Origin of the sequence: Pseudomonas sp. RIT-562 (assembly GCF_026241895.1) — a bacterium.
GTDB lineage: Bacteria > Pseudomonadota > Gammaproteobacteria > Pseudomonadales > Pseudomonadaceae > Aquipseudomonas > Aquipseudomonas mandelii_F.
The window spans coordinates 64,760-90,321 of record NZ_JAPJIV010000016.1; the positions used below are offsets into that span (position 1 = coordinate 64,760).

24 protein-coding genes are annotated in these 25,562 nt (G+C 57.6%); 9 read left to right on the forward strand and 15 right to left on the reverse strand.

Annotated elements, in window-relative coordinates; translation table 11 throughout:
* Nucleotides 1-12 precede the first annotated feature (12 nt).
* The gene (locus ORL50_RS19165; RefSeq protein ID WP_045059278.1) at nucleotides 13-606 is read left to right on the forward strand and encodes a phosphoheptose isomerase; all 594 of its coding nucleotides are present in this window, start codon (nucleotides 13-15) and stop codon (nucleotides 604-606) included.
* On the forward strand, nucleotides 603-1,181 hold the full coding sequence (locus ORL50_RS19170; protein ID WP_266017246.1) for a BON domain-containing protein: 579 nt from the start codon (nucleotides 603-605) through the stop codon (nucleotides 1,179-1,181). The genes ORL50_RS19165 and ORL50_RS19170 overlap by 4 nt, the downstream gene beginning before the upstream one ends.
* Nucleotides 1,182-1,323: 142 nt before the next feature.
* Here ORL50_RS19170 and ORL50_RS19175 read toward each other — a convergent pair whose 3' ends face one another.
* The 7 genes from ORL50_RS19175 to rplM all read right to left on the reverse strand — a co-directional run bounded on the left by ORL50_RS19175 (nucleotide 1,324) and on the right by rplM (nucleotide 6,212).
* Complete coding sequence (locus ORL50_RS19175; protein WP_008155980.1) at nucleotides 1,324-1,737, reverse strand: ClpXP protease specificity-enhancing factor; 414 nt, start codon at nucleotides 1,735-1,737, stop codon at nucleotides 1,324-1,326.
* A 16-nt stretch (nucleotides 1,738-1,753) separates the two neighbouring features.
* Nucleotides 1,754-2,371 carry a glutathione S-transferase N-terminal domain-containing protein gene (locus tag ORL50_RS19180; RefSeq protein WP_007905304.1) on the reverse strand — a complete coding sequence of 206 codons (618 nt, stop codon included), beginning with the start codon at nucleotides 2,369-2,371 and terminating at the stop codon, nucleotides 1,754-1,756.
* 150 nt (nucleotides 2,372-2,521) lie between these two features.
* Nucleotides 2,522-3,304 carry a cytochrome c1 gene (locus tag ORL50_RS19185; RefSeq protein ID WP_266017250.1) on the reverse strand — a complete coding sequence of 261 codons (783 nt, stop codon included), beginning with the start codon at nucleotides 3,302-3,304 and terminating at the stop codon, nucleotides 2,522-2,524.
* Nucleotides 3,304-4,515: a cytochrome b gene (locus ORL50_RS19190; protein ID WP_266017252.1), complete on the reverse strand. Its 1,212-nt coding sequence runs from the start codon at nucleotides 4,513-4,515 to the stop codon at nucleotides 3,304-3,306. Before ORL50_RS19190 ends, ORL50_RS19185 begins: the two co-directional genes overlap by 1 nt.
* Nucleotides 4,515-5,108, reverse strand: coding sequence for a ubiquinol-cytochrome c reductase iron-sulfur subunit (gene petA, locus ORL50_RS19195; RefSeq protein WP_266017253.1), 594 nt, complete (start codon nucleotides 5,106-5,108; stop codon nucleotides 4,515-4,517). Before petA ends, ORL50_RS19190 begins: the two co-directional genes overlap by 1 nt.
* Before the next feature lie 268 nt (nucleotides 5,109-5,376).
* Nucleotides 5,377-5,769: a 30S ribosomal protein S9 gene (rpsI, locus tag ORL50_RS19200; RefSeq protein ID WP_002555064.1), complete on the reverse strand. Its 393-nt coding sequence runs from the start codon at nucleotides 5,767-5,769 to the stop codon at nucleotides 5,377-5,379.
* Nucleotides 5,770-5,783: 14 nt separating this feature from the next.
* The gene (gene rplM / locus ORL50_RS19205) at nucleotides 5,784-6,212 is read right to left on the reverse strand and encodes a 50S ribosomal protein L13 (RefSeq protein WP_007905295.1); all 429 of its coding nucleotides are present in this window, start codon (nucleotides 6,210-6,212) and stop codon (nucleotides 5,784-5,786) included.
* Nucleotides 6,213-6,457: 245 nt separating this feature from the next.
* Between rplM and ORL50_RS19210 the strand changes: the two genes are divergently transcribed.
* On the forward strand, nucleotides 6,458-7,498 hold the full coding sequence (locus ORL50_RS19210; RefSeq protein WP_266017254.1) for an NADP(H)-dependent aldo-keto reductase: 1,041 nt from the start codon (nucleotides 6,458-6,460) through the stop codon (nucleotides 7,496-7,498).
* 105 nt (nucleotides 7,499-7,603) lie between these two features.
* On the opposite strand, the gene ORL50_RS19215 is transcribed toward ORL50_RS19210, so the two are convergent.
* On the reverse strand, nucleotides 7,604-8,740 hold the full coding sequence (locus ORL50_RS19215) for an acyl-CoA dehydrogenase family protein (RefSeq protein WP_247292081.1): 1,137 nt from the start codon (nucleotides 8,738-8,740) through the stop codon (nucleotides 7,604-7,606).
* 219 nt (nucleotides 8,741-8,959) lie between these two features.
* Here ORL50_RS19215 and ORL50_RS19220 point away from each other — a divergent pair, with 219 nt between their 5' ends.
* From ORL50_RS19220 to ORL50_RS19240, 5 genes are all read left to right on the forward strand, one after another.
* A complete protein-coding gene (locus ORL50_RS19220; protein ID WP_247292157.1) occupies nucleotides 8,960-9,880 on the forward strand; it encodes a GlxA family transcriptional regulator in 921 nt (306 codons plus the stop codon).
* A 273-nt stretch (nucleotides 9,881-10,153) separates the two neighbouring features.
* The gene (locus tag ORL50_RS19225; RefSeq protein ID WP_266017256.1) at nucleotides 10,154-12,100 is read left to right on the forward strand and encodes a flavin monoamine oxidase family protein; all 1,947 of its coding nucleotides are present in this window, start codon (nucleotides 10,154-10,156) and stop codon (nucleotides 12,098-12,100) included.
* A 175-nt stretch (nucleotides 12,101-12,275) separates the two neighbouring features.
* The gene (locus ORL50_RS19230) at nucleotides 12,276-13,163 is read left to right on the forward strand and encodes a nitrilase family protein (RefSeq protein WP_266017257.1); all 888 of its coding nucleotides are present in this window, start codon (nucleotides 12,276-12,278) and stop codon (nucleotides 13,161-13,163) included.
* Between the two features lie 15 nt (nucleotides 13,164-13,178).
* On the forward strand, nucleotides 13,179-14,390 hold the full coding sequence (locus ORL50_RS19235) for a hypothetical protein (RefSeq protein WP_266017258.1): 1,212 nt from the start codon (nucleotides 13,179-13,181) through the stop codon (nucleotides 14,388-14,390).
* A 66-nt stretch (nucleotides 14,391-14,456) separates the two neighbouring features.
* Nucleotides 14,457-15,437 (forward strand): asparaginase, encoded by a 981-nt coding sequence (locus ORL50_RS19240; protein WP_266017259.1) that lies wholly within the window; start codon nucleotides 14,457-14,459, stop codon nucleotides 15,435-15,437.
* Nucleotides 15,438-15,513: 76 nt separating this feature from the next.
* On the opposite strand, the gene zapE is transcribed toward ORL50_RS19240, so the two are convergent.
* From zapE to ORL50_RS19255, 3 genes are all read right to left on the reverse strand, one after another.
* Nucleotides 15,514-16,608 (reverse strand): cell division protein ZapE, encoded by a 1,095-nt coding sequence (zapE, locus tag ORL50_RS19245; RefSeq protein WP_266017260.1) that lies wholly within the window; start codon nucleotides 16,606-16,608, stop codon nucleotides 15,514-15,516.
* 91 nt (nucleotides 16,609-16,699) lie between these two features.
* Nucleotides 16,700-18,055, reverse strand: a complete 1,356-nt coding sequence (locus tag ORL50_RS19250) for a tryptophan--tRNA ligase (RefSeq protein ID WP_266017262.1) — start codon at nucleotides 18,053-18,055, stop codon at nucleotides 16,700-16,702.
* A gap of 24 nt (nucleotides 18,056-18,079) precedes the next feature.
* Nucleotides 18,080-18,709 (reverse strand): alpha/beta hydrolase, encoded by a 630-nt coding sequence (locus ORL50_RS19255; protein WP_266017263.1) that lies wholly within the window; start codon nucleotides 18,707-18,709, stop codon nucleotides 18,080-18,082.
* A gap of 145 nt (nucleotides 18,710-18,854) precedes the next feature.
* On the opposite strand from ORL50_RS19255, the gene ORL50_RS19260 reads away from it, so the two are divergent.
* Nucleotides 18,855-19,289 (forward strand): Z-ring associated ZapG family protein, encoded by a 435-nt coding sequence (locus ORL50_RS19260; RefSeq protein ID WP_247292077.1) that lies wholly within the window; start codon nucleotides 18,855-18,857, stop codon nucleotides 19,287-19,289.
* A gap of 248 nt (nucleotides 19,290-19,537) precedes the next feature.
* Here ORL50_RS19260 and ORL50_RS19265 read toward each other — a convergent pair whose 3' ends face one another.
* The 4 genes from ORL50_RS19265 to ORL50_RS19280 all read right to left on the reverse strand — a co-directional run bounded on the left by ORL50_RS19265 (nucleotide 19,538) and on the right by ORL50_RS19280 (nucleotide 25,545).
* Entirely contained in the window at nucleotides 19,538-20,266 is a 729-nt protein-coding gene (locus tag ORL50_RS19265) for a YiaD family glycine zipper/OmpA-like lipoprotein (protein ID WP_266017264.1), read from the reverse strand.
* Nucleotides 20,267-20,369: 103 nt separating this feature from the next.
* Nucleotides 20,370-21,014: an MBL fold metallo-hydrolase gene (locus ORL50_RS19270; RefSeq protein ID WP_266017265.1), complete on the reverse strand. Its 645-nt coding sequence runs from the start codon at nucleotides 21,012-21,014 to the stop codon at nucleotides 20,370-20,372.
* A 222-nt stretch (nucleotides 21,015-21,236) separates the two neighbouring features.
* Nucleotides 21,237-23,975, reverse strand: a complete 2,739-nt coding sequence (locus ORL50_RS19275; protein ID WP_266017267.1) for a winged helix-turn-helix domain-containing protein — start codon at nucleotides 23,973-23,975, stop codon at nucleotides 21,237-21,239.
* 205 nt (nucleotides 23,976-24,180) lie between these two features.
* Nucleotides 24,181-25,545: a DUF1329 domain-containing protein gene (locus tag ORL50_RS19280; protein WP_266017268.1), complete on the reverse strand. Its 1,365-nt coding sequence runs from the start codon at nucleotides 25,543-25,545 to the stop codon at nucleotides 24,181-24,183.
* Nucleotides 25,546-25,562: the final 17 nt, after the last annotated feature.

A 25,562-nucleotide genomic window follows, 5' to 3' on the forward strand; every position in this document is an offset into this window, starting at 1 on the left:
AAGGTCACACAGATGGACATGCAATCCCGAATTCGCCAGCTTTTTCAGGCCAGTATCGATACCAAGCAAATGGCGATGGACGTACTTGCACCGCACATCGAGCAAGCCAGCCAGGTGATGGTCAACGCCCTGCTCAACGAGGGCAAGATGCTGTCCTGCGGCAATGGCGGCTCGGCTGGCGACGCCCAGCATTTCTCCTCGGAGCTGCTCAACCGCTTCGAACGCGAGCGCCCGAGCCTGCCAGCCATTGCACTGACCACCGACAGCTCGACGATTACCTCGATCGCCAACGATTACAGCTACAACGAAATCTTCTCCAAGCAGATCCGCGCCTTGGGCCAACCGGGCGATGTACTGCTGGCGATTTCGACCAGCGGCAACTCGGCAAACATTATTCAAGCGATCCAGGCCGCACATGATCGCGAAATGATTGTCGTAGCAATGACGGGCCGCGACGGTGGCGGCATGGCGTCGCTGCTTTTGCCCGAGGACGTCGAGATCCGCGTCCCGGCCAACGTCACTGCACGTATTCAGGAAGTCCACCTGCTGGCGATCCATTGCCTCTGCGACTTGATCGACAGCCAACTGTTCGGGAGTGAAGAATGACCCCTAATCGCCTAGGCCTACTGGCCCTGACACTGTGCCTCGGCATCAGCGGCTGCACTTCGGTGGTTAACGCCAGCCGTGAAGCGCCAATTGATGATGACCGCGGAACCCGTACTTTCGGCAGCAAGATCGATGACACCCTGATCGAAACCAAGGTCGGCGTGAACGTCGCCAAGGCCGATCCAGCCCTGGACAACGATTCGCACATCGTCGTCACCAGCTTTAACGGCGTCGTACTGCTGGCCGGGCAAACGCCTACCGCCGAACTCAAGGCCAAGGCCGAACAGGCCGCATCCACAGTCCAGCGCGTGAAGAAGGTGCATAACGAACTGCAGGTGCTGCCTCCTTCCGGTTTCCTGGCTCGCCAGAACGACACCTGGCTGACCTCCAAGATCAAGACCCAGATGCTCACCGATGCGAGCATTCCGGGTTCGCGCATCAAGGTTGTCACCGAGAACGGTATCGTCTACCTGCTGGGCCTGCTGACCAAGCAGGAAGCGGCCCAGGCGACCAATCTGGTGCAGGGCGTTTCTGGGGTGCAGAAGATTGTTAAGTTGTTTGAATATATCGACTGACACCTGTGGGAGCGGGCTTGCTCGCGAAGACGGTTTAACATTCAACGACGATGTTGACTGACGCTCCGCTTTCGCGAGCAAGCCCGCTCCCACATGAATTGTTGCGCACAAAAAAGGCGATCCATTCGGATCGCCTTTTTTATTACTTCACCACCTTCAAACTTGGCCGTCCGCTTGGTCGCGGCGGCTCGCTGTCGGGCGGCGGGATATCGTCATCCGGCTCGATCTCTTCCTCGTCTTCCATAGGCGATTCCAGATCAAACACCATGCCCTGACCGTTCTCCCGAGCGTAAATGCCCAGGATCGATGCGATAGGCACGTACAGGGTGTGCGGCACGCCACCGAAGCGCCCTTCGAAGCTGACCGCTTCGTTGTCCATGTGCAAATGCCGCACGGCTGCCGGCGATACGTTCAGGACAATCTGTCCGTCACTGGCAAAGCCCTGAGGCACCTGAACCGACGGATACTCGGAATTGACCAGCATGTGCGGGGTGCAATCGTTATCTACAATCCACTCATAGAGCGCGCGGACCAGATAAGGTCGACTGGAGTTCATAGCGGCTCCTTAAGCCTTAGCGCATATCGCGTTCGACGCCAGACAGACTCGCCTGGAAAGCCTCACGCGCAAACGAGCGCTCCATATAATCAAGCAGCGGCTTCGCAGGCCGCGGCAATTCGATACCCAGAATCGGCAAGCGCCAGAGTATGGGTAATAGGCAGCAATCCACCAGACTTTGTTCCTCGCTGAGGAAAAACGGCTTGTCCGCGAACAACGGCGACACGCCTGTCAGGCTTTCGCGCAGCTCCTTGCGGGCCACGACTCGGGCTGCTTCCTTGGTCCGCGAATCCAGGATCAGATCCACCAGGCCACACCAGTCACGCTGGATACGATGGATCAGCAGACGGCTGTTGGCACGCGCCACGGGATAAACCGGCAGTAGCGGCGGGTGCGGGTAACGCTCATCCAGATATTCCATCACTACGGTCGATTCCCACAACGCCAGGTCACGATCGACCAGGGTGGGCAAACTTCCGTAAGGGTTCACTTCGATCAGTTTAGGCGGCTGGCGACCAGCTTCCACATAAATGATCTCGGCGCTGACACCCTTCTCTGCGAGTACGATACGTACCCGGTGGGAATAGTGGTCGGCGGGGTCGGAGTAACAGGCCAACCGATTGGTCACGCCCATGGCGGTCCTCCTCGCTTGTTGAAATTTCGAAAGCGGAAAAACGAGCGCGCCCAGAGGGCGCCTCTCCGTAACGTCTGGATCACCAGATACGTTACATCTTCAGAGACGCCCTTGGGCGCGCGCGATTAACAGCAATTGCTTGAAACGTTATCAGTGCACGTCTTTCCAGTATTCGCGCTTGAGCAGGTAAGCGAATACGAAGAAGAACGCCAGGTACAGCAATACGTACGTACCGATGCGCTGATGTTGCAGCTTAACCGGGTTAGCCGAGTAAGCGAGGAAGGTTACCAGATTCTTGACCTTCTCATCGAACTGCTCTTCGGTCAGCGCTCCACTTTTCGGCACGATAGTCAGCTGATCACAAGCTTCATGAGTCAGCGGCGTACCGGTCAGAGGGTCATATTGCTTCTTCCCGTCCTCGACGATCTGCACCTGTTTGCAGCCAACTACCTGGCGACCCTGCAGGCCGACCAGCACGTTAGGCATGCCGACGTTCGGGAAGACCTTGTTATTGACACCCCAAGGGCGCGACGGATCTTCGTAGAACGACTTCAGGTAACCGTAGAGCCAGTCGGTGCCACGTACGCGGGCAACCAGGGTCAGGTCGGGCGGTGCCGCACCGAACCAGGTCTTGGCGTCTGCAGGCTGCATGCCGATGCTCATGTGATCGCCGATCTTGGCACCCGTGAACACCAGGTTCGAGAGCATCAGGTCGTGCGGGATGCCCAGGTCGTCGGCCACTCGCTCGTAACGCTGGAACTTGGCGCTGTGGCAGCCCATGCAGTAGTTGGCGAACGTACGAGCGCCGTCCTGCATGGCCGCTTTGTCGGAAACGTCGATATCGACCTTTTCCAGCTCCGGGCCACCATGTTCAGCGGCAAAGGACAGCACAGGCATTGCAGCAAGAATCAGTACAGCAAATAGCTTTTTCATCAGCCAGTCACCCTTTCCGGAACCGGTTTGGTCTTCTCGAGCCTGGTGTAGAACGGCATCAGAATGAAGTAGGCGAAGTACAGGAAGGTACACACCTGCGACAGCAAGGTACGGCCTGGAGTCGGAGCCAGGACACCGAGGATGCCGAGGATCACGAACGAAACGCAGAACACCACCAGCCAGATCTTGCTTAGCCAGCCCTTGTAGCGCATCGACTTGACCGGACTGCGATCCAGCCAAGGCAGGACGAACAACACCGCAATGGCCGCGCCCATGGCGATAACACCTAGGAGCTTGTCCGGAACCGCACGCAAGATCGCGTAGAACGGAGTGAAGTACCAGACCGGAGCAATGTGCTCTGGGGTCTTGAAGGCGTTGGCCACTTCAAAGTTCGGCTTCTCGAGGAAATAACCGCCCATCTCCGGGAAGAAGAACACGATCGAGCAGAAGATGAACAGGAACACCACCACGCCGACGATATCTTTCACGGTGTAGTACGGGTGGAAAGCGATGCCATCCAGCGGTACGCCGTTTTCGTCCTTGTGTTTCTTGATGTCTACGCCGTCCGGGTTGTTGGACCCGACTTCGTGCAGCGCAAGAACGTGCAGCACCACCAGACCCAGAATCACGATCGGCAAGGCCACGACATGGAGCGCGAAGAAGCGGTTCAGGGTGATCCCGGAAATCAGGTAGTCACCACGGATCCACTGGGTCAGGTCGTCACCGATGAGCGGGATCGCACCGAACAGCGAGATGATCACCTGGGCACCCCAGTAGGACATCTGGCCCCACGGCAGCAGGTAGCCCATGAAGGCTTCAGCCATCAACGCCAGGTAGATCAGCATGCCGAAGACCCACACCAGCTCACGCGGCTTCTGGTACGAACCGTAGAGCAAGCCACGGAACATGTGCAGGTAGACCACGATGAAGAACATCGAAGCACCGACCGCATGCAGCAGACGCAGGATCGAGCCGTATTCGACGTCACGCATGATGTATTCGACGGAAGCAAAGGCTTCTTCCGCCGACGGGGTGTAGCTCATGGTCAGCCAGACACCAGTGACGATCTGGTTGACCAGAACGAGCAGCGCCAGCGAGCCAAAGAAATAGAAGAAGTTGAAGTTCTTCGGAGCGTAATACTTGCTGAGATGGTCTTCCCACATTTTAGTGGCGGGAAAGCGCGCATCAACCCAATCCATGAACTTGCTCATCACGCGTTCTCCTTATCGACGCCGATTACGATGATCTCATCGGTCTCATAGGAATGCGGGGGAACTGGCAGGTTCAAAGGCGCAGGTTGCGACTTGTAGACGCGACCAGCCAGGTCGTAGTGGGAGCCGTGGCAAGGGCAGAAATAACCACCTACCCAGTCCTTGCCCAGATCAGCAGGTGCCACTTCCGGACGGAAAGTCGGCGAGCAACCCAGGTGCGTGCAGATTCCGATCAGCAGCAGAACCTCTGGCTTGATCGAACGCGTTTCCGGGTCGACATAAGTCGGTTGTGTCGAGTTCTTGGAGGTCGGGTCAGACAGCTGGCCCTCGATCTTTTTCAGATTCCCCAGGATTTCCTCGGTACGGCGGACGATGAATACCGGCTGACCGCGCCACTCAGCAATCATCTGCTGGCCTGGTTCGATTTTGCTGACATTCACTTTCACCGGTGCACCTGCGGCTTTCGCCTTGGCACTGGGAAACCATGACCCCACGAACGGGACCGCAGCCCCCACCGCTCCTGCAGCACCCACCACGGATGTGGCTGCTACCAAGAAGCGACGCCGGCCTGCATTCACGCCGTCATTGCTCATTCAGTCCTCTCCCATCAGCTTTGTGGCCTGTTAAATCAGGCATCTACTAAGTAAATCTATGTACTTATAAAAATTTTGCCGAATGGTAATGAAAAGCCCCAATTCTGACAAGGTAATTACCCAAGGGCTCCACTGCCAAGCCTTGCAGTATAGGGCCTCTACGGCTGTGGCAAGTTGTCACAGAGCAATTCTTTGATAAATCGCTCCCATAAAAAAACGCCCAGCTCCGTGAGGAAACTGGGCGTTCTTTTTTGAACGTGGAAGCGAATTAACGCTTCGAGTACTGCGGACGCTTACGCGCTTTACGCAGACCAACTTTCTTACGTTCAACTTCACGAGCATCGCGAGTCACGAAGCCAGCTTTGCGCAGAGCGCCACGCAGGGTTTCGTCGTACTGCATCAGAGCGCGAGTGATACCGTGGCGGATTGCGCCAGCTTGACCACTTACACCACCGCCGATCACGGTGACGTAGATGTCGAACTTCTCGACAGTCTCAGTCAATTCCAGCGGCTGACGAACTACCATGCGGGCAGTTTCGCGGCCGAAGAAATTATCCAGCGAACGGTTGTTGATGGAGATGTTACCAGTACCCGGACGCAGGAAAACGCGTGCGGTTGCGGTCTTGCGACGGCCAGTGCCGTAATTTTGAGTCGCCGACATAATGAACTATTCCGTTAAAACTTCAGTTCTTGGGGCTGCTGAGCAGTATGAGGGTGTACAGCGCCCGCATAGACTTTCAGCTTACGATACATGTCGCGACCCAGCGGGTTCTTAGGCAGCATGCCTTTGACCGCGGTCTCGATCACGCGCTCAGGGGCTTTAGCGATCAGCTTTTCAAAGTTGATCGACTTGATGCCGCCCGGGAAACCGGAGTGGGAGTAGTAGATTTTGTCGGTGGTTTTAGCACCGGTTACACGAATCTGCTCGGCATTGATAACGACGATGTAGTCGCCGGTGTCAACGTGAGGAGTGTACTCAGCTTTATGCTTGCCACGCAGACGGCTCGCGATTTCGGTGGCCAGACGACCCAGGGTCTGACCTGCAGCGTCGACGACAAACCAGTCGCGCTGTACTGTTTCCGGTTTAGCAGTAAAAGTTTTCATTCTTTATAGCCTCAGGGGCCGCCCTGTAAATTAGACGGCGGATCTTACTGAATAGTGCGTACTTTGACAAGTCAAAGGCAGCCGGATACAGACGCTTTCGGGGGCTCGGGTCGGCGCGTCCGTTCAACGGCAAGATTCTTCGGCGGCGGCGCATCACTTCCACTGCAGAAAGAGGTGCGCAATTATGCAGATTGCGAAAAATATTTCAACCTGCTTTTATGATTGTTTTGCCCAAGGAGCACCCGATGGACTATCGACAGCTAGGCCGGACCAACCTGAACGTGAGTGCCATCTGCCTCGGAACCATGACCTGGGGCGAGCAAAACACTGAAGCTGAAGCCTTCGCGCAGATCGAACGGGCCAAGGAAGCCGGGATCAATTTCATCGACACCGCAGAAATGTACCCGGTGCCGCCCAAGGCCGAAACCTACGCGACCACCGAGCGCTACATCGGCAACTACTTCAAAAGCCGCGGCGATCGCGCCGACTGGATCCTCGCCAGCAAGATCGCCGGCCCCGGCAACACCATCGACTATATCCGCGACAAGAACCTGCGCCACAACCGCCAGCACATCACCGCAGCCGTGGACGCGAGCCTCAAGCGCCTGCAAACCGACTATATCGATCTGTACCAGTTGCACTGGCCGGAACGCAGTACCAATTTCTTCGGCCAGCTTGGCTACAAACACCAGACGGAAGCCAACCTGACGCCACTTGAGGACACCTTGGAAGCACTGGACGAGCAAGTCCGGGCCGGCAAGATCCGCCATATCGGCCTGTCGAATGAAACGCCGTGGGGCACCATGCGCTTTCTGGCACTGGCCGAAGCCCGTGGCTGGCCGCGCGCGGTGTCGATCCAGAACCCTTACAACCTGCTCAACCGCAGTTTCGAGGTCGGCCTGGCGGAAATCGCCATCCGCGAACAATGCGGCCTGCTCGCCTACTCGCCTCTGGCGTTCGGTTTCCTGTCAGGCAAGTACGAAGGCGGCGCCCGCCCGCCAAAAGGCCGCCTGAGCCTGTACAGCCGCTTCAGCCGCTATTTCAACCCACAGTCGGAAGCGGCCTGCAGCCGTTATGTGGCCCTGGCCCGCGAACATGGCCTGGACCCGGCGCAAATGGCGCTGGCGTTCGTCAACCAGCAGCCGTTCGTCACCAGCAACATCATTGGCGCCACGACCCTGGAGCAGTTGGAGAGCAACATTGCCAGCTTCGAGCTGAAGCTGTCGGATGAAGTGCTTGAGGGGATTGAGGCGATTCACAAGGATCATCCGAATCCGGCACCTTGATCGCCCGATAAAAAGCCATCGCGAGCAGGCTCACTTCTACAGCTGGAATGCGTTCCCCTGTAGGAGTGAGCCTGCTCGCGATGGCGATTTAACAGGCGCCGTAGATCAAAGCGACCGCGCAATAATCTCCTTCATGATCTCATTGGTCCCCGCATAAATCCGCTGCACCCGCGCATCCGCCCACGCGCGCGCCACCGGGTATTCCCACATGAATCCGTAGCCGCCATGCAACTGCACGCACTCGTCGAGCACCTTGCATTGCAGGTCAGTCCCCCAATACTTGGCCATCGCCGCCGTCGGCACATCCAGCTTGCCCTGCAAGTGCAGCTCCAGGCAACGATCGACGAAGACCCGGCCAATCTGAATTTCAGTGGCCATTTCCGCGAGCTTGAACCGGGTATTCTGGAAGTCCGCAATCGCCTTGCCGAACGCCTTGCGCTCACGGGTGTAATCGAGCGTCCACTGCAGCGCCGCCTCGGCCGATGCCAGGCCACCGATAGCCACGGTGAGCCGCTCCTGTGGCAACTCCTGCATCAGGTAAGCAAAGCCCATCCCCGCCTGCCCCAGAAGATTTTCCTTGGGTACCCGCACGTCCTGGAAAAACAACTCCGAAGTGTCCTGCGCCTTCATGCCGACTTTCTCCAGGCGCTTGCCCTTGTCGAAGCCCGGCGTATCGGCCTCCACCAGGAACAGGCTGGTGCCCTTCGCGCCGGCCTTCGGGTCGGTCTTGGCCACGACGATCACCAGGTCGGCCAGAAAGCCATTGGTAATGAAGGTCTTGGAGCCGTTGATCACATACTCGTCGCCATCCAGTACCGCAGTGGTCTTGACCCCCTGCAAGTCGGAACCGGCACCCGGCTCGGTCATGGCAATCGCGGTGACCATCTCGCCAGAGACCAGTTTTGGCAGGTATTTATGCTTCAGCGCCTCGCTGCCGTAATGCAGGATGTATGGCGCAACAATGTCCGAATGGAGAGAAAAACCAATGCCGGTCAGGCCGAGTCGGCCAACCTCTTCGATCACCACCGCGCTATACAGAAAATCCGCCCCGAGCCCGCCATATTCTTCCGGAAGATGGGAGCACAGCATCCCCGCCTCCCCCGCCTTGTTCCAGAGCTTACGGTCGATGTAGCCCTGTTTCTCCCATTGCCCATGGAACGGCACCGCCTCCTTTTCGAGGAACGTTCGAACGCTGTCGCGAAAGAGTTCGTGCTCGGAACTGAACAAGGTTCTGGGGATCATGCGGCACCTGTCGTTATTGTTGGAGGGAGTGGCCTCCAGAGACTATGCCTCGCCTCCGATACAGGACACTGGACACATCAGACAAAAAATAAGACGATCCAGCCGTCTGGTGACCACTTTCCCTTATAAAAATAAAGTTGAATTATGTCCAACCAAGTCTCCACGCCGTTACGGCGCGTCAGCATCCTGGCTATCGATCGGGTTTTCGCTTCCACTCTCATGCAAGCCAAGGATTTCTTCCACCTTGCCAGCCTGCGCTACGGCAAACAGCTGGGCCACGGCCTCGTGCCGGCCTTCGAGACTCGCCTGGTCAGCCCGGATGGCAAGCCAGTGAACAGCTTCAGTGATGTGATCATGCCGGTGGATGGCGGCCTGGAAAACGCCGACATCATCGTCCTGCCAGCGTTCTGGGACGACTTCGAAACCCTTTGCCAACGCTATCCGCAAGTCCTGCCATGGCTGCGCCAGCAACATGCCCGCGGTGCTGTGCTGTGCGGCGAAGCGACCGGCGTGTTCTGGCTCGCCGAAGCCGGGCTGCTCGACGGCAAGGAAGCCACCACTTACTGGCGCTTCTTCAATGCCTTCGCCGAACGCTTCCCCAAGGTGCAGCTCAATCAGGACAAACACCTGACCGACGCCGACAACCTGTATTGCGCCGGCGGCACCACATCCGCCTGCGACCTGTATATCTACCTGATCGAGCGCTTCTGCGGCGCCAACGTGTCACAAGCCGTGGCCCGTGACATCCTTTATGAAGTGCAGCGCAGCTACTCCCCCGGCCGCATCGGCTTCGGCGGACAAAAACTGCATCAGGACGTGATCATCCTGCAGATCCAGCACTGGCTCGAAGAACACTTCGCCGACAAATTCCGCTTCGAAGACGTCGCCCGCGAACACGGCATGAGCATCCGCAACTTCATGCGCCGCTTCCAGACCGCCACCGGCGACAAACCCCTGCATTACCTGCAGCGCCTGCGCATCGAAACCGCCAAGGGCCTGCTGTCCGGCAGTCGCAAGAGCATCAAGACCATCAGCTATGAGGTGGGTTACGACGATGCGAGCTTCTTTGCGCGGCTGTTTCGCCAGCATACGGAGCTGTCGCCGAATCAGTATCGGCAGCAGTTTCAGCAGGCTGCTTGATGTATTAGCCAACCTCCAATCCAATCTTGAAATCCAATATGGGTGCGCCTGCTCGCGATGAACGATGATTTTGTTTTACGAGATAAACCGAATCGTTGTATTCACGGCCAAGCCCATCCATGCAAGTTCATGGTCCGCTGCTAACATTCTTCCTACATAAATATAGGAAAACACTTCACCTTGCAGTTGTATTTTACTACTGCAGCGAGACACTAAAAGATCAAACATACTTCCCGAGCAAATCTACTACAACGCATCAGGGAAGATAAACAGATGACCATCGGTTCCAGCTACAACTACCCCTCAGAAATCGCAGAGAGCGCGCCTCGAACAAAGCGCTCAGTTCAAAACAAATGGCACGGCCGTTTTCCTAACCCTCCTGACTTATGCTTCGACTACCGCTCTTTGGTGGAACAAGCTAATGGTATCGCTCGAGCAACGAATTCAGATCATAAAATTTGCATAATTGGTGCTGGCATAACTGGGCTCACTGCTGCGCGCGAGCTATACCGCTGCGGCTTTAATAATGTAACCCTCATCGAGCAGTCCAAACGAATAGGAGGCAGACACTTGACTGTGTCCGGCAGCCTAAGCTCTCCAAAGAGTCACACCCCTTTCGAAATGGGCGCCATGCGGATGCCTTTCTTCAACCGCGCAGGGGAGCCACCGAAAGATGGCCGCTCGTTGATGGCTTACTACGCGAGTGAATTCGGACTGAGTATTTCAGACTTTGCAAACCCAGGCAGTCCATGGGTGGCGTCTACGGGCATATATCTTCGAGAAGGCAGTGTGGGCGGCCGATCGCTACCACATATGCTGATATGGAAGAATGAAGACGGCCTCACTCCGCCCCCAGGAGAAGAGCTCCAACGTGTATACGCCAAATGGAGAGCCTTCGCCGACCGAATGAGCCTCCACATTTCGGAGGAGTATGCTACCCAAAAATGGGAGCAGATGTGGGCTGCCATCGTCCAGAAATATGAAAGCACTTCGTTTCGCGACTTGGTTACCATGCCCGCCATCAATGCCTGGGAAGAAAACTCTCCCGGAAATTTCGGCGGTATGGGCATGACAGCGGATGAGTCCGCGATTTTCTATGCCATCGGAATTGGTGACGGAAGCTGGGGCGCCTTCTACGATGTCTGCTCTCTTTACCCGCTGCGCACTGCGATTTTTGGATTCAGCAGCCAGCTGCAATTGATCCACGGGCGAGTCGATTCAACTGGCGACCCCGTCGAATCCCCTCACCTCAGTAGTGCAGCAGTTTACGACTCACGGGGCTTAGCGTTTGACAAACCAAGATACATCGGGCTCGCTGCTTTAGACGAATGTATGTTGTTCATGGAGACAGACACAACCGGGACGTCTTATTACGAGCATGCATTGGAGAGAAGAGATGCCTTTTTAACCGACTCGCCGGTAACGAAGCTTCAAAAACTCGATGACGGTAAAGTGCGAGTCTTTTACAACTGGAATGACAGCGATCCAGATCAAGCTGAGGAGCAATTTGCCGACTACGACTCAGTTGTCATGACCCTCCCTTCCTGGCTGATCGAGACTCGAATAACGCTGGAAAACTTCACTCAGGAAATGCTTCCGTTCGAAACAATAAACGCTTATAAAACGGCTCATTGGGAAACCAGCTGCAAAGTCTTTGCGCCCCTGAAGAAATCTTTTCTGAACAAAAATAAAAAAATCCCACAAACGATCGTCACTGATAGTTTCATTCACGATGTATACACCTATCGCTATAATAAAAACTATAGCTACGACTGCATTCTTTTAAGCTACACGTGGGAAGACGATGCAACCAAGCTGGCTTTATTTACGGACAAGGAACTGGTCAAAAAATGCGTCAAAGAGCTCGACCGAATACTCATGAACTCCGAAAACATTCGAGAGCGGATCTCACCTTACATCGGCATGGATCAAGCCGTCGTGCAACGCTGGATGACCGACAAAAACGCCTTAGGGTGTGCAAAATTGTATAGGCCAGGTACCTATTACGACGCGGTCAGCCTGATGAAATATAACAGGGACTACGCCCATATTTCCGGTTTGTACTTTTCGGGAGAGTCTTTTTCGGTAGACGCGGGCTGGACCGAACCCTGCTTTCGCGGTGCCGTCGATGCCGTCATTCATATCTGCAACAAAACGGGAGCCACCTTCAACGGAGGTTTTACGATGGCGGAATATCCTGAATACAAACTAAAAACCTGAGTAAATTTCCTCGTATCGAATTCCAATATAGCCCCTTTGCATTAGCTTGCTTTTCGCCATCTTGGGATTTGGACTACAACCAAAAAGGAAACGGCTGACTTTCTCGATCTTGGATCTTCAACGCCTAATGCATGCGCAATTAAACGGGTTGAAGAAAAATAAAAACGAGGTCGTCATGAGCAAGTCAGTCAGTCCTGTCCGTGTAGCAGTCGTGCAATTCGATCCACAAGTCGGCATGGAAAATCGTGAGGGAAATCTGTGCCGCAGCCTGGAATTGGCTTTGGAGGCAGTCAGTGGTGGTGCGAACCTCATAGTCCTGCCGGAGCTTTCCAACACAGGTTACTTCTTCAGCAACCGGAAAGACGCCTTCGAACATTCAGAGGCGGTTCCCTCGGGACCAAGCGTCCAAAGCTGGATGGATTTTGCCATCGAGCACAAGGTGTATCTGATTGCTGGGTTGACCGAGCGAGATGGTATGCAGCTCTTCAACACCGGTGTACTGGTGGGCCCGGATGGGTTCATTGGCAAATACCGAAAAGCCCACTTGTGGAACCTCGAAAAGCTTTGGTTCACCCCGGGCGATACAGGCTTTCCGGTGTTCGATACGCCGATCGGTCGAATCGGGTTGTTGATCTGCTGGGATATCTGGTTTCCCGAAGTGCCGCGCATTCTTAGTCAACAAGGCGCGGACATCATTTGCAGCTTGAACAATTGGGTATGGACACCTCCACCATTGTTCGATTGTGCCGGCAAATGCATGGCATCGTACTTGACGATGACCGCCGCTCACGTCAACAACGTATTCATTGCCGCTGCCAGTCGGATCGGCGAAGAACGAGGCGCTCGTTACCTGGGCTGCTCACTGATTGCAGGCACTAATGGATGGCCTATTGGGGAAGTGGCGTCAGCAGATAAACAGGAAATTTTGTTTGCCGATATCGACCTGACCAGTTCTCGCAGTGCTCCGATCTGGAACAACTTGAACGATCTACATCGCGATCGCCGGACCGATCTCTTCGATCAGATGCTCGGATACACCCAGCACCCTCCCCTCCCACGCTGACCGAGGAATTCAATCATGAAATCCGATACCGATCGGCTGGACCCGCTCGACCGCACGAAACTCGATACGTCGATTATCGTGCTAGTGCTAGCCACTGGATTGCTTATTCCCTGGCTTACATTTACCTACCGCTCGTCATGGTCAATGCTTTGGCCTGACTACAACCATATGGTGTCGAATCTCCCTGACCTGGCGGCATGGCTGCGCTGGATCGTGGGAGATATCAGTGAGGTAGCATTCTACAAGCACGAGTTCGCCTCCTTGGGACTGTTAGCCGGAGCATATCTGGCTTACTGGGCTAATCGCACTGGGAAATCATGGCAAGGTTTTGCCATCTCATACGGCACCGGGCTGTGGCCGTGGTTAGTCACAAGCTCTCTACTTGGCTTGTTGCTGAGCAACCTGCTGTGGGGCTGGACGGTAACAGCGACCAGCTGGCAACCAACATTTGCCGCCTTCGTTTCACTGCCGGCAGCAATGGTGCTGATGTTTGGAGGTGGGTGGAAGGTCACGATCAATGGCGCCGTAATGGGGGCCACGCTTGTAACTCCCATGTGTTTGCTCATCGTGAACTACGTGTGCATTCCAATGAACTTGCCTGCGGTCATTGGTAATGTCTCTGGAATGGCGGTTGCCAGCGTCGCGGCGTTCCTCCTGTGTCGGTACATCCCCGGCCTGGTCAAGACTGAATCATCGGGGCCACCCGGAAATCAATCCAGCAACACAGTCGTTCCCTTAAAACCCAAAACACCTGACTACGGAATAATCTGGGGTCTACGTCGGGTATTGGCTGATTTTTCGGAAGCGCCATTTTTCGGCAACGAATGGGCAAGCGTGGGTCTTTTGGTGGGCGCACTACTCGCCTTTACGTTGAACCCCTTAAGCCCCGCCTACGGTTCGGGCTTGTTACCACACCTGATCGGAGCACAGGCGCTGACGTCAGCGATCGGTGTGGTGATCTGGCGCAGGCAATGGAAGTTGCTCGGCTGGTACCCCACCTATGTCCCGTTGGTTTCGGTCGTCCCAGCGGCCGTTCTGACATACGGCGGCAGCTGGCATGTAATTGCAATTAGCGCAGTGCTGGGTGCACTCATCGCTCCGCCACTAGCATGCGCAATAGCCAGGCGAATTCCTAAGGACATGCACCCTTACATTGGAAACGTCCTGTCCATGGCTATCAGTACTTTGCTGATCATTCCGTTTATCGGTTGGTTCTTGTCTGTTTAATACAACCTGCGGGCGGGCTGTAACGATGATTGCAGCCTGCCCTGGTCATCTTACGCGAGGTATTACATGGATCTGCCCACACTGGCCATTGCGGCTTTAGGCGGCACGGTGAGCATGCAACCCAGGAATTTCGGTGAAGGAGTCATCCCGACCATCAGCGGTGACACTTTGTTGGACGCTGTACCAGAACTGAAAACTCTCGCCAGGATCAACGTTGAAACACCTGGACTGCATCCGAGCGCTTCATTGAGTTTCGATTTTTTGCTAAGGGTTCTCTGCTGGGCGAACGATCAGGTAGAGAACGGTGCTACGGCTGTTGTCATCACGCAAGGTACGGACACCCTTGAAGAGACAGCGGCATTTTTTCATCACTTGTGGAGCCACGAGGCGCCTCTGATCCTCACCGGAGCCATGCGCTCGGCAAATCAGGCGGGAGCCGATGGCCCAGCTAATCTTCTGGATGCTTGCCGGGTTGCCCTGTCGCAATCGAGTCGATGCCGCGGCGTTCAAGTGGTGATTAACGGACAGGTTCACCACGCGAGCGTCGTGCGCAAATCCGATTCATTGGCGTTGCATGCATTTACATCTCCCATGGTTGGGCCCACAGGCATTCTTCTGGAGGGACAGGTTCGCTATTTCCACGGGCCAATCAAGCGACAGTTGCTTCCCCTCCCGCAACAGACAACACAACAGGTTGCCCTACTGGAAAGTACCTTGTCGGCTGACACCCTGGTGCTGGAGAAGATCGTGGAGCTGGGCTACGACGGCCTTGTGATCGCTGGGTTCGGGGCGGGACATGTCTCGGAGCATTGGGCAGAAGCAATTGCAAAGATCGCGACAAAAATTCCGGTAATCATCGCTACTCGCACCGGTTCAGGACCAACGGCTCAAGCCTCATATGGTTTTATTGGCAGCGAGATGGATCTGATCCGCAGAGGCGCATTGATGGCAGGTTTTCTATGTCCACGCAAAGCCAGGATACTGCTGTGGCTGCTAATTGGCTGCCAACGTCTAGAAGAACTGCAGTCTTTCCTCGACGAGGGCTGATGCATCAGTATTTGCGCTTCTGTGGAAAGAAAAAAGGGCCTGCATATGCAGGCCCTTTTTAATGATTTCGAATTGCCTACGGCTTATGCGCCCGCGACAGGAATTCGTGCGACTGCATCTCCAGCAAACGACTCAGCGTGCGCTGGAATTCGAAGTTCAGGCGACCGCCGGTGTAGAGATCTTTCAGCTCGACTTCTGCCGAGATGATCAGCTTCACGTTGCGGTCGTAGAATTCGTCGACCATGTTGATGAAGCGCCGGGCGATGTCGTCGGTGGTGACGCTCATCTGCTCAACTCCGCTCAGCAGGACCGCGTGGAAGATCTTGCCCAGTTCGATGTAGTCGTTCTGGCTGCGCGGGCCGTCGCAGAGCTCGCGGAAGTCGAACCAGGCCACGTCGTCGCAAGTACGCAGGGCGCGGATTTCGCGGTTTTCGATGATCAGCACGTCGTTCTCGACCGCTGCGGTGCATTCCGGCGTCAGGGCGCGGAAGCTCTTGCGCAGGCTTTCGTGGGACGCTTCGTCCAGCGGAAAATGGAACAGCTCTGCTTGCTCAAGGTGGCGCAGGCGATAATCGACGCCGCTGTCGACGTTGACGATCTCGGTGTTCTGCTTGATCAGCGCGATGGCCGGCAGGAAGCGTGCACGCTGCAGGCCGTCCTTGTACAAACCATCTGGCACGATGTTCGAGGTCGCAACCAGGGTCACGCCGTTCTTGAACAGCTCTTCCATCAGGGTGCCGAGGATCATGGCGTCGGTGATGTCGGAGACGAAGAACTCATCGAAGCAGATCACCCGAGACTCATCGGAGAAACGCTTGGCGATGATGGTCAGCGGGTTCTTTTCACCGCCCAGGGTCTTCATTTCTTCGTGCACGCGCTTCATGAAGCGGTGGAAGTGGGTGCGAGTCTTTTCCTTGAACGGCAGCGCTTCGAAGAAGGTGTCGACCAGGTAAGTCTTGCCGCGACCCACGCCGCCCCAGAAGTACAGGCCCTTGATCGGCGCCTGGTCTTTCTTGCCGAACAGTTTACCGAGGAAACCCGGTTTGTTCTGCGAGGCCGCCACCAGATCGTCGTACAGGCGCTGCAAATGGCGCACGGCAGTTTCCTGCGCGGCATCATGGAAGAATTCCGGGCGTTTCAGATCAGCTTGATATCGTTCTAGGGGCGTCATAATTCGTTAGCAAGGCAACAAAAACGGGCCGTCACTGTAGCGACGGCCCGTGGGAATGGCAATCAGCCCTTGGTCGGACCGAGCCGTTGATTTATTCCTGAACCGGGGTCAGTGCGATCCGCAGTGCGTCTATGCCAGCGTCGCGAGCGGCGCTGTCAGCGAACGTGGCGCTGTCGGCAACGCACTCGCCTTCCAGCCACACGCTGAAGCTCAGGTCTTCGCTGCGCACGTCCAGAGCCTGGCCCGCCTGCAGCTGCTTGGTCACCTGGCCTGCAGTTTTGCCATCGGCAAAGTTACGCGACAGCAGCAATTGCTCGCCATCGGCCGCCAGCAGGCGGAAGCGGAAGCTGCCGTCATCTTCGCGGAAGCTGACGAAGCGCGCGGCCTTGGCAGCTTTCTTTTTGGTGGAGGCAGCCACTTGCGTCTGGGCGACGAACGACCGCAGGCCGACGGCTTCGCGCAACTCGTTAAGGAACGGAGTGGCCACGGCGCGGGCCTTTTTGGCGCCGATCTGCAAGATGTCTTCCAGATCTGCCGGACGCTCGATCAGCTGGTGGTAACGCTCGCGGGATTCGCCCAGCTCGCTGTCCAGCAGCTGGAACAGGCGGTTCTTCGCCTCGCCCCAACCCAGGCCCTGCAGCAGTTCGCTGCGGAATTCGTCCGCCTGCGCCGGCGTTGCGAACGCCTGGAACAGGGTGAACAGGTGTGAGTTGTCCGGGTCTTTCGCTTCGCCCGGTGCACGGGAGTCGGTGACGATCCGCGAAATCGCGTCTTTCATGTCTTTGGCGCTGCTGAACAACGGGATAGTGTTGTCGTAGCTCTTCGACATCTTGCGACCGTCGAGGCCGGGCAGCGTGGCGACGCTTTCTTCGATCAGCGCCTCGGGCATGGTGAAAAACTCCTTGCCCTGGCCGAACAGGTGGTTAAAACGCTGGCCGATATCCCGGGCCATTTCCACGTGTTGTATCTGGTCGCGGCCGACCGGCACCTTGTGCGCGTTAAACATCAGGATGTCCGCGGCCATCAGCACCGGGTAGCTGTACAAGCCCATGGTGATGCCGGCATCCGGGTCTTCGCCGGTTTCGACGTTCTTGTCCACCGAGGCCTTGTAGGCATGCGCACGGTTGAGCAGGCCCTTGGCGGCGACGCAGGTCAGCAGCCAGGTCAGCTCCGGGATTTCCGGAATGTCGGACTGGCGATAGAAGGTCACGCGCTCGACATCCAGGCCACCGGCCAGCCAGGTCGCGGCGATTTCCAGACGCGAGCGCTGGATGCGCAGCGGGTCATCGCATTTGATCAGGGCGTGGTAGTCGGCCAGGAAGTAGAACGAGTCGGTATTGCTGTCACGGCTGGCCAGGATCGCCGGACGGATGGCGCCGGCGTAGTTGCCCAGGTGCGGCGTGCCGGTGGTGGTGATGCCGGTGAGGATACGGGTACGAGTCGTCATGGGTAATCGCTTGTCAGACTGCAATCAGTTCGAGAGACGCGGCAGGATCAGATCCTTGAGATCAGTCAGCTTGCCATGAAAAAAGTGTCCGCATTCTGCCACTTTCAGCAGCTCATGGGGGCGATCGAGTTTGTCGGACCAGTCGTAGACCAGCTGCGGATCGATGACTTCGTCGGTTTCCGGCTGAATCAGGGTCAGCTCGCCCTGCTGCGGTAGCTGATCCTGATCACTCAGGCGCATGACGGCCGGTGCCACCATGAACAAATGCTTGAGCTGCTCGCCTTGGGCTTCCAGGCGACCGCCGAGACTTGCTGCAACAAAACCGCCGAAGGAGAAACCGAACAGCGTCAATGGTAAATCAGGATGTTTCGCCCGCAGCCAGGCAGCTGCGGCCTGGGCGTCATCGACTTCGCCGGTGCCCATATCGTGGGAGCCTGAACTGGCACCTACTCCACGGTAATTGAAGCGCAGGGTCACCAGACCGGCGTCGCGAGCCGTGCGCTGCAGGGTCGAGACCACCTTGTTGAGCATGGTGCCGCCCTGGACCGGGTTAGGATGGCAGATCAGCGCAATACCGCGCGACTGCTCATTATCCAGGTACAAACTTTCCAGTTCACCGACTGGGCCATCAATCACTACAGGGGTTTCGCGCATAAGCAAGGAAGGAACTCCGTGACCTCGAATCGGGTCGACTCGTCTAGCAAATTGTCTGTGCCAATCTATCTGCGAGTGAATCGCGGTATACAGCGCAGGTTCGAGCCGTTAACGTAAAGCAAAGCCGTTTATAGAGGAAGGACTCGTGGAACACTCGCTCTTAGTTTGGTTGTTGCCGACTCTTGCCCTGGTTGTGGGTGTCGCCATTGGTTTCCTGATCGCTCGCCTGGTGCCGAATGCCGCGCCTAACAGCACGCAACGTCAGCTGGATGATATTCAGGAACGTTTCGACAGTTATCAGAATGAGGTGGTCACCCACTTCAACAGCACGGCGACCCTGGTCAAGAAAATGACCCAGAGTTACCAGGAGGTGCAGGATCATCTCGCCGATGGCGCCAACCGTCTTGCCCTGGATGAGCAGACGCGCCAACGCTTGCTGGCCGCACTGCATGCCGACGCCGCCCAGCCGCCCCGTGAGCGCCTGACGCCGCCGCGCAACCAGGAGCCGCCGCGCGACTACGCACCAAAAGCCCCGAACGCGCCGGGCATGCTCGATGAGCATTACGGCCTGAAGAAGTAATTAGGTTTCGCGCGACCTGCAAAAGCCCCCGGATGAGTGATTGTCCGGGGGCTTTTTTATGGTCAAGCCTTTTGCTGCCTGACCTGGCCCCATCGCGAGCAGGCTCACTCCTACAGTTTAGAAGCGCGCTCCCCCCCTGTAGGAGTGAGCCCGCTCGCGATGAGGCCAGGACAGAGTCCACAAAAAAACCCGCCCGATCAGTTAAGGATCGGGCGGGTTATTTTCACACCAGGGGTTCACCCAAACGCTTACGGATATTGCTGAACACTACCCTGCTGCTGCCCACCATACTGCTGACCGGGAATCGCCTTAAGGTTGACCTCAACCCGACGGTTCTGCGCGCGGCCATTGACGTCAGCGTTGCTGGCAACCGGGTTATCCGGACCCGCACCACGGGCCGTCAGGTTGGCACCGCTGACGCCCTGGGACGTCAGGTAAGTCGCCACGCTCTGCGCGCGACGCTGGGACAGGTCCATGTTGTGCTGGCGGCTGCCGGTGCTGTCGGTATAGCCGACGATTTCGATCTGGTTCTGGTTGAACTCCTTCAACGAGCCCGCCAGGTTGTTCAACGGCTGATAGAAGCTCGAAGCGATGTTCGCCGAATCGGTAGCGAACGTGATGTTGCCCGGCATGATCAGCTTGATCTGATCGCCTTGGCGCTGCACTTCCACGCCCGTGTTGGCCATGCTGGCGCGCAGCTTTTTCTCCTGCTGGTCGGCGTAGTAGCCGTAACCGGCGGCGGAAGCACCGACCACAGCGGCGCCAATCAGCGCGCCTTTGCCACGGTTGTTGTGGTCAATGGCGGCACCCGCCAGCGCACCGGCCAGAGCACCGAGCCCGCCGTACTTGGCGGTTTTGCTCATACCCTGGGAGCCGCTGTCGGCCTGACCCTGGTTGTCATACGGGTTAGGCGAGGCACAGCCAGACAGCACGGCGATGGCAGTAGCGGCAATAATCAGACGAGGCGTGGTGAACATGAAGAGCTCCTACTTTTTGCATTCTGTGGTGCAACGGACTTAAGCATTGAACCTTTGCCGGCGTTGGATCATTTTGCGCGATAAAAATTCCGTCGGGCAGACATCATGCACGCACAAACGGGTTCTCGCGCATCTCATCGCCAAGGCGTGTGTCCGGGCCATGCCCGGTCACTACGGTCGCCTCTTCATCGAGGGTATACAGGCGCTGCTTGATCGACCGTACGATAGTTGCCTGATCCCCACCCCACAAATCCGTGCGCCCTACCCCGCGCCGAAACAAGGTGTCGCCGGCAATCAACAGCTTGGCCTCGGCAAACCAGAAACTCATGGAGCCGGGAGTATGACCAGGTGTGTGCAAGGCTACGCCACAACCGCAGGCCAGTTCCTCATCGTCGGCCAACCAGCGGTCCGGCGAAGGCACTGGCGTGTAAGGCACGCCGAACATCTGGCACTGCATCTCCAGGTTATCCCAAAGGAACTGGTCTTCCTTGTGCAGGTGCAGGGTCGCCCCGGTTTTCTCTTTCATCTGCCCGGAAGCCAGGAAGTGATCCAGGTGAGCGTGGGTATGGATGATGCTCACCACCTTGAGCCCGAGCGCGTCGAGACGCGCCAGGATCAGCTCATGATTGCCACCCGGATCGACGACGATGGCCTTTTTCGTGATCGGATCGCCGATGATCGTGCAGTTGCACTGCAACGGCCCGACGGGGAAGGTTTCGCGGATCAGCTTGGGTTTGGCGGCGTCCATGGTGGTTCCTGGAAGAATGGATGGCCTATTCTGGCGGAACAAGTCTGCGATTACCTCCAATAAAATATCTCTGCCGCATATGCTCAAAGCGTTATCTCATGACCCTGGAAGTCGCGAAATCACGGGATCGGGATTGAAAAGTCCACGGCAGTGGCGTGCGATGGGCTAGGTGAGACGCGTTGGTTGGGGGCGTTGGGTCATATTACGCATGCTGCCGAACACTCACCCCAACACCCCCAACTCCTTCGCCCGCGCCACCGCCTGGGTCCTGCGCTCTACCCCCAGCTTGCTGTTGATGTGGCTGGCGTGGGTCTTCACCGTATGCAGGGAAATGAACAGTTGATCGCTGATCTCCTGATTCGAGCAGCCTTGGGCAATCAGTTTCAGGACGGCCAGTTCACGGGCACTCAGTTGCTCGCAGGTGTGGGAGGCTTCCGAGGCAATGCGCGGGGCTATGGCGGGCAGGTGCTCGGCGAGGGTGAAGGACGCTGAAGTCCGGGCATTAACCTGAAGCTGTTCGCGCAACCAGGCCGGGTGTTTGCTCAGCAAGCCGTCGAAAGGCTGCAGGACGCCGCCGCTGGCCGCCTCAAGGGCCTGGGTGACGGCTTGCCGGGCTTCAGGTTCGCGGTTGCTGGCCAGTAGCAGTTCGGTCTTCTGGGTCAGCGCCATCACGCTGAGCATCTGGCGCCCGGTTTGCTGGCCGTTTTGCAGCAGCGCATTCAGCCGCCCTTCCGCCAGCATCGGCTGGCCTTGAATGACCTCCAGCAAAGCTTGCTGCAGTTCGATATGCAATGGCAGTTGCGGATGAAACTCCGGCGGCGCGGCGGGGTGTTCGCCGTTGTAGGTCTGGCTCAGGCGCGCCAGCCAGGCTTCGGCCAGGTCGGTGCGGCCCTGGGCCAGCCACAATTCGCATTTGACCAGGGTGATCATTGCCAGGTAATAAATCGGCGGCACATCCCAGATATGCATCAGGCGCTCGGCTTCGGCGAGTTCGGCGAAGGCTTTGGCAAATTCGCCGCTGCTGCCTTCGAGCCTGGCGATCACGCAATGGCCGATCAATACGCTGATATCGCGACAGGCGCGTGCTTCGTTCAGGCCGGCCTGCAGCCGACCGCGCGCGGCCTGTGGCTGCAGGCGCATGGCCAACAGAAACCCTTCGTATAACGTCAGACGCGCGCGCACGGCATACAGTCGTTGCGGGGACAGCCCCTGCAGGCGCTGCAGGCCCTGACGCACTTCATCCAGCGCGCGCAGGATTTCCCCGCGCGCCTGGAGCACTCGGGCACGGTCGTAGTGCGCCAGCGCCTCGAACAATGGATTACCGACCCGCTGCGCCAACTCCAGGGAGTCGCGGTTCAAACCGCGGGCGCGCCACAGGTCGCCGTCGGCGATGGCCAGGTTGGACAGGGTCGACAGGCACATCAGGCGCTGGCCGTAACGCTTGGACGGCAAGCTCTCCAGGGCTTCGGTGCAATACAGCAGGGTCAATTCGCGATTGCCGCGCCCGCGGGCGATGATCCCGCTCAGGGCCAGCCACTGCGCCAGCATGGATTTTTGCGCGGTGGCCGACGGTGCCGGCAGGAAGCGACTCAGATGGCTGGCCAGCTCCTCGGCGGCGTCCAATTGGCAAGCCAGCCCCAGGGCCCAGCTGTACAGCACGATCAAGCGCGGAGTGCTGATCAACAGGCTGTCGGGCAAGTCCATCTTCCAGCGCAGCAACATGCCGACGTTCTGCTCGGCCAGCAGCTGTTCCTCAGAAAGGTTCTGGACCAGGTTCGCCGCGACGTCCAGGTGGCCGGCGCGCAATGCCTGCTCCACCGCTTCATCGAGCAATCCCTGGGCGTTGAACCAGCGACACGCACGCAAGTGCAGGCTCGCCGCCGGTACGATGGCCTGGGCGGTCGGGCGAGTGCGCAGCAGATCGGAAAACAGATGGTGATAACGGTACCAGTGACCCTGTTCGTCCAGCGGTACCAGAAACACCTGATGAGCCAGCAGGTAGCGCAGGATTTCAGCGCTATCGTGAGCCTCGCGAACGGCGTCGCACAGCTCGCTGCAAAAGCGTTCCTGGGGCGCGGTGTCGTAGAGAAATGCCTGCACCTCGACGGGCAGGCAATCGATGACTTCTTCCAGCAGGTAATCGCGGATCAGCCCTTCCCCACCGTGCAGGGACTGTGGCAATGCACCGTCACCACCCGCCTCGGAGGCGGCCAGCAGCCAGAACCGCAGGCCAGCGACCCAGCCTTCGCTGCGCTGGATCAGGTTTTCCAGGGCTTCGCCGCGCAGCGAGGTGCTGTGGCGATCCAGCAGGGTCAGGGCTTCGTCGTGAGTCAGGCGCAAGTCCTGCTCATGCAGTTCGAGCAATTGCCGGGACAAGCGCAGGCGGGCCAAATGCCAGTCCGGACGCTGGCGACTGGTGACCATCACCAGCAGGCCGTCGGGCAGGTGGTTGAGGAAAAATTGCAGGCAACGGTCGAGCACCGGGCCCTGGGCCAGGTGGTAGTCATCGAGCACCAGCAATAGTGGAGCCGTTGGCAGCAAGTGCACCGACAGCTCATCGAGCAAGCCGTCCAGCCACTCTTCAAAGGCAAACGGCTGATGACGCTGACGCATTTTCAGCAGGCCAAGGGACTGGTTACCAAGCTTGGGATAAAAATCCTGCAGGCCTTCGAGCAGCCGCTCCAGAAACCTCCCCGGGTCGCTGTCACGCGGGCTCAGGCCCAGCCACAGACTCTGCCAGTGCGCCGGCAAGCCCTGGCAGAACTCCACCGCCAGCGAACTCTTGCCAAACCCCGCCGGAGCGCTGACCAGCAGCAGCCTGCCCCCCAGCCCGGCACTGAGCCGCTCGCACAGGCGCGGCCGTAGTACATGGCCATCAGGCAGCGGAGGCCGAAAGAAACGTCCGTCCAATGCCGCGACGGCAACGCTTGCAGGGCCCGGGATGGGGGACAGATCAGTCATGGCCGGCTCTTGTTTGATGGCGGGTGGCGGCGTTGCAGATGTCCGCAGACTAGCGGTAAACGAAGAGGTAATGAAGGTTGTTGCTACAAATGGCTACAAAAAGACTACAGCGGACGGCTACACGGAACCGGACGACCCGCAAAAAAAAACGCCCCGAACCAGTCGGGGCGTTTTTCCAGAGGGTGCGGCCTCTGCTCAGTGCAGCTTAGCGAACACCATCCTGGCGCAGCGCAGCCGGGGTGAAATCGCTGGTGGTGGCAGTGAAGCCGAAGTCATACGCCGACTTCTCTTCGTTTTTCATGCCCAGCGCCAGGTAACGACCCGATTGCAGGTCATACAGGGTTTCCAGGGCATACCACGGTACTTGCTTGTCGTAGTAGTTCTCGGCATGGGCTTCGGCAACGCGCCACAGTTGGTTACGACCGTCGTAGTGGTCGATCACCGCAGCCTGCCAGGTGTCTTCGTCGATGTAGAAGTCACGCTTGGCGTAGATATGGCGCTGGCCTTCCTTCAGGGTTGCAACCACATGCCACACACGGCGCAGCTCGTAGCGGGCCAGGTCCTGGTTGATGTGGCCGGCCTTGATGATGTCGGCATACTTGAGTTTCGGATCGTCGAGCTTGTAGCTGTCGGAGGCAATGTACATCTCTTTCTTGCCTTCGAGTTTCCAGTCGTAGCGATCCGGCGCACCGTTGTACATGTCCAGGTTGTCGGAGGTACGCAGGCCATCGGCAGCAGTACCCGGCCCGTCATACGATACTTGCGGAGCACGACGTACCCGGCGCTGACCGGCGTTGTAGACCCACGCCGAGCGCGGTTCCTTGACCTGGTCGAGGGTTTCATGAACCAGCAGCACACCACCAGCCAGACGTGCCGGCGCGGTCACTTTCTGCTTGAAGTAGAACAGGATGTTGCCCGGGTTCGCCGGATCGTAGTCCTTCATCTTGTCGCGGAACACGAACTGGTCCTGGAAGTACACCAGGCTGAACGAGCCGTTTGGCTGTGGCGTGGCCTGGGTTACCAGGCGAGTCACGCTGCCACCGCGATAGCGTGTGATGTGGTTCCAGATAACCTCTACACCGGTTTTCGGGATAGGGAACGGGACGGCAGTCTCGAAGTTTTCCAGCCCGTTACCACCGGACACCAGTTTGGTGTTGACCGCGTTTTTCTTGATGGAGGCGAACACCTCATCCGGCACGGTGGCACCGCGGTGGGACGGGTAGACCGGCATCTTGAAGGATTCCGGGTAACGCTTGAACATCGCGTACTGGCCCGGAGCAAGCTTTTCCTTGTACTGATCGACGTTCTGCGCAGTGATGGTGAACAGCGGTTTTTCACCGGCGTACGGGTCGGACAGGAAGCCCTTGCTGTCCACGGTGCCCGCATTTTTGGCCATGGGTTTCCAGGCCGGAATCGACCCGTCGGCATTGCCCGCCATCTCGGCGCCCATCGGCGTCAGGCTTTTGCCCAGCTTGTCTGCTTCGGCAGCGGGAACCGCCGCCATGACGCTGGTTGCCAGCAACGAAAGTCCCAGAACACCGGCTTGGAACAGACTCTTTGTTATTTTCATATGTGTGTTCGTCCTGA

Coding starts and splice junctions, on each gene's coding strand:
- ORL50_RS19175 (WP_008155980.1), bottom strand. CDS start 1,737: ATGAACTCCAGTCGACCTTATCTGGTCCGCGCGCTCTATGAGTGGATT.
- ORL50_RS19190 (WP_266017252.1), bottom strand. CDS start 4,515: ATGAGCAAGTTCATGGATTGGGTTGATGCGCGCTTTCCCGCCACTAAA.
- ORL50_RS19280 (WP_266017268.1), bottom strand. CDS start 25,545: ATGAAAATAACAAAGAGTCTGTTCCAAGCCGGTGTTCTGGGACTTTCG.
- ORL50_RS19165 (WP_045059278.1), top strand. CDS start 13: ATGGACATGCAATCCCGAATTCGCCAGCTTTTTCAGGCCAGTATCGAT.
- ORL50_RS19210 (WP_266017254.1), top strand. CDS start 6,458: ATGGACTATCGACAGCTAGGCCGGACCAACCTGAACGTGAGTGCCATC.
- petA (WP_266017253.1), bottom strand. CDS start 5,108: ATGAGCAATGACGGCGTGAATGCAGGCCGGCGTCGCTTCTTGGTAGCA.
- rpsI (WP_002555064.1), bottom strand. CDS start 5,769: ATGTCGGCGACTCAAAATTACGGCACTGGCCGTCGCAAGACCGCAACC.
- ORL50_RS19270 (WP_266017265.1), bottom strand. CDS start 21,014: ATGGACGCCGCCAAACCCAAGCTGATCCGCGAAACCTTCCCCGTCGGG.
- ORL50_RS19170 (WP_266017246.1), top strand. CDS start 603: ATGACCCCTAATCGCCTAGGCCTACTGGCCCTGACACTGTGCCTCGGC.
- ORL50_RS19275 (WP_266017267.1), bottom strand. CDS start 23,975: ATGACTGATCTGTCCCCCATCCCGGGCCCTGCAAGCGTTGCCGTCGCG.
- ORL50_RS19225 (WP_266017256.1), top strand. CDS start 10,154: ATGACCATCGGTTCCAGCTACAACTACCCCTCAGAAATCGCAGAGAGC.
- rplM (WP_007905295.1), bottom strand. CDS start 6,212: ATGAAAACTTTTACTGCTAAACCGGAAACAGTACAGCGCGACTGGTTT.
- zapE (WP_266017260.1), bottom strand. CDS start 16,608: ATGACGCCCCTAGAACGATATCAAGCTGATCTGAAACGCCCGGAATTC.
- ORL50_RS19265 (WP_266017264.1), bottom strand. CDS start 20,266: ATGTTCACCACGCCTCGTCTGATTATTGCCGCTACTGCCATCGCCGTG.
- ORL50_RS19240 (WP_266017259.1), top strand. CDS start 14,457: ATGGATCTGCCCACACTGGCCATTGCGGCTTTAGGCGGCACGGTGAGC.
- ORL50_RS19185 (WP_266017250.1), bottom strand. CDS start 3,304: ATGAAAAAGCTATTTGCTGTACTGATTCTTGCTGCAATGCCTGTGCTG.
- ORL50_RS19220 (WP_247292157.1), top strand. CDS start 8,960: ATGCAAGCCAAGGATTTCTTCCACCTTGCCAGCCTGCGCTACGGCAAA.
- ORL50_RS19230 (WP_266017257.1), top strand. CDS start 12,276: ATGAGCAAGTCAGTCAGTCCTGTCCGTGTAGCAGTCGTGCAATTCGAT.
- ORL50_RS19250 (WP_266017262.1), bottom strand. CDS start 18,055: ATGACGACTCGTACCCGTATCCTCACCGGCATCACCACCACCGGCACG.
- ORL50_RS19235 (WP_266017258.1), top strand. CDS start 13,179: ATGAAATCCGATACCGATCGGCTGGACCCGCTCGACCGCACGAAACTC.
- ORL50_RS19215 (WP_247292081.1), bottom strand. CDS start 8,740: ATGATCCCCAGAACCTTGTTCAGTTCCGAGCACGAACTCTTTCGCGAC.
- ORL50_RS19255 (WP_266017263.1), bottom strand. CDS start 18,709: ATGCGCGAAACCCCTGTAGTGATTGATGGCCCAGTCGGTGAACTGGAA.
- ORL50_RS19180 (WP_007905304.1), bottom strand. CDS start 2,371: ATGGGCGTGACCAATCGGTTGGCCTGTTACTCCGACCCCGCCGACCAC.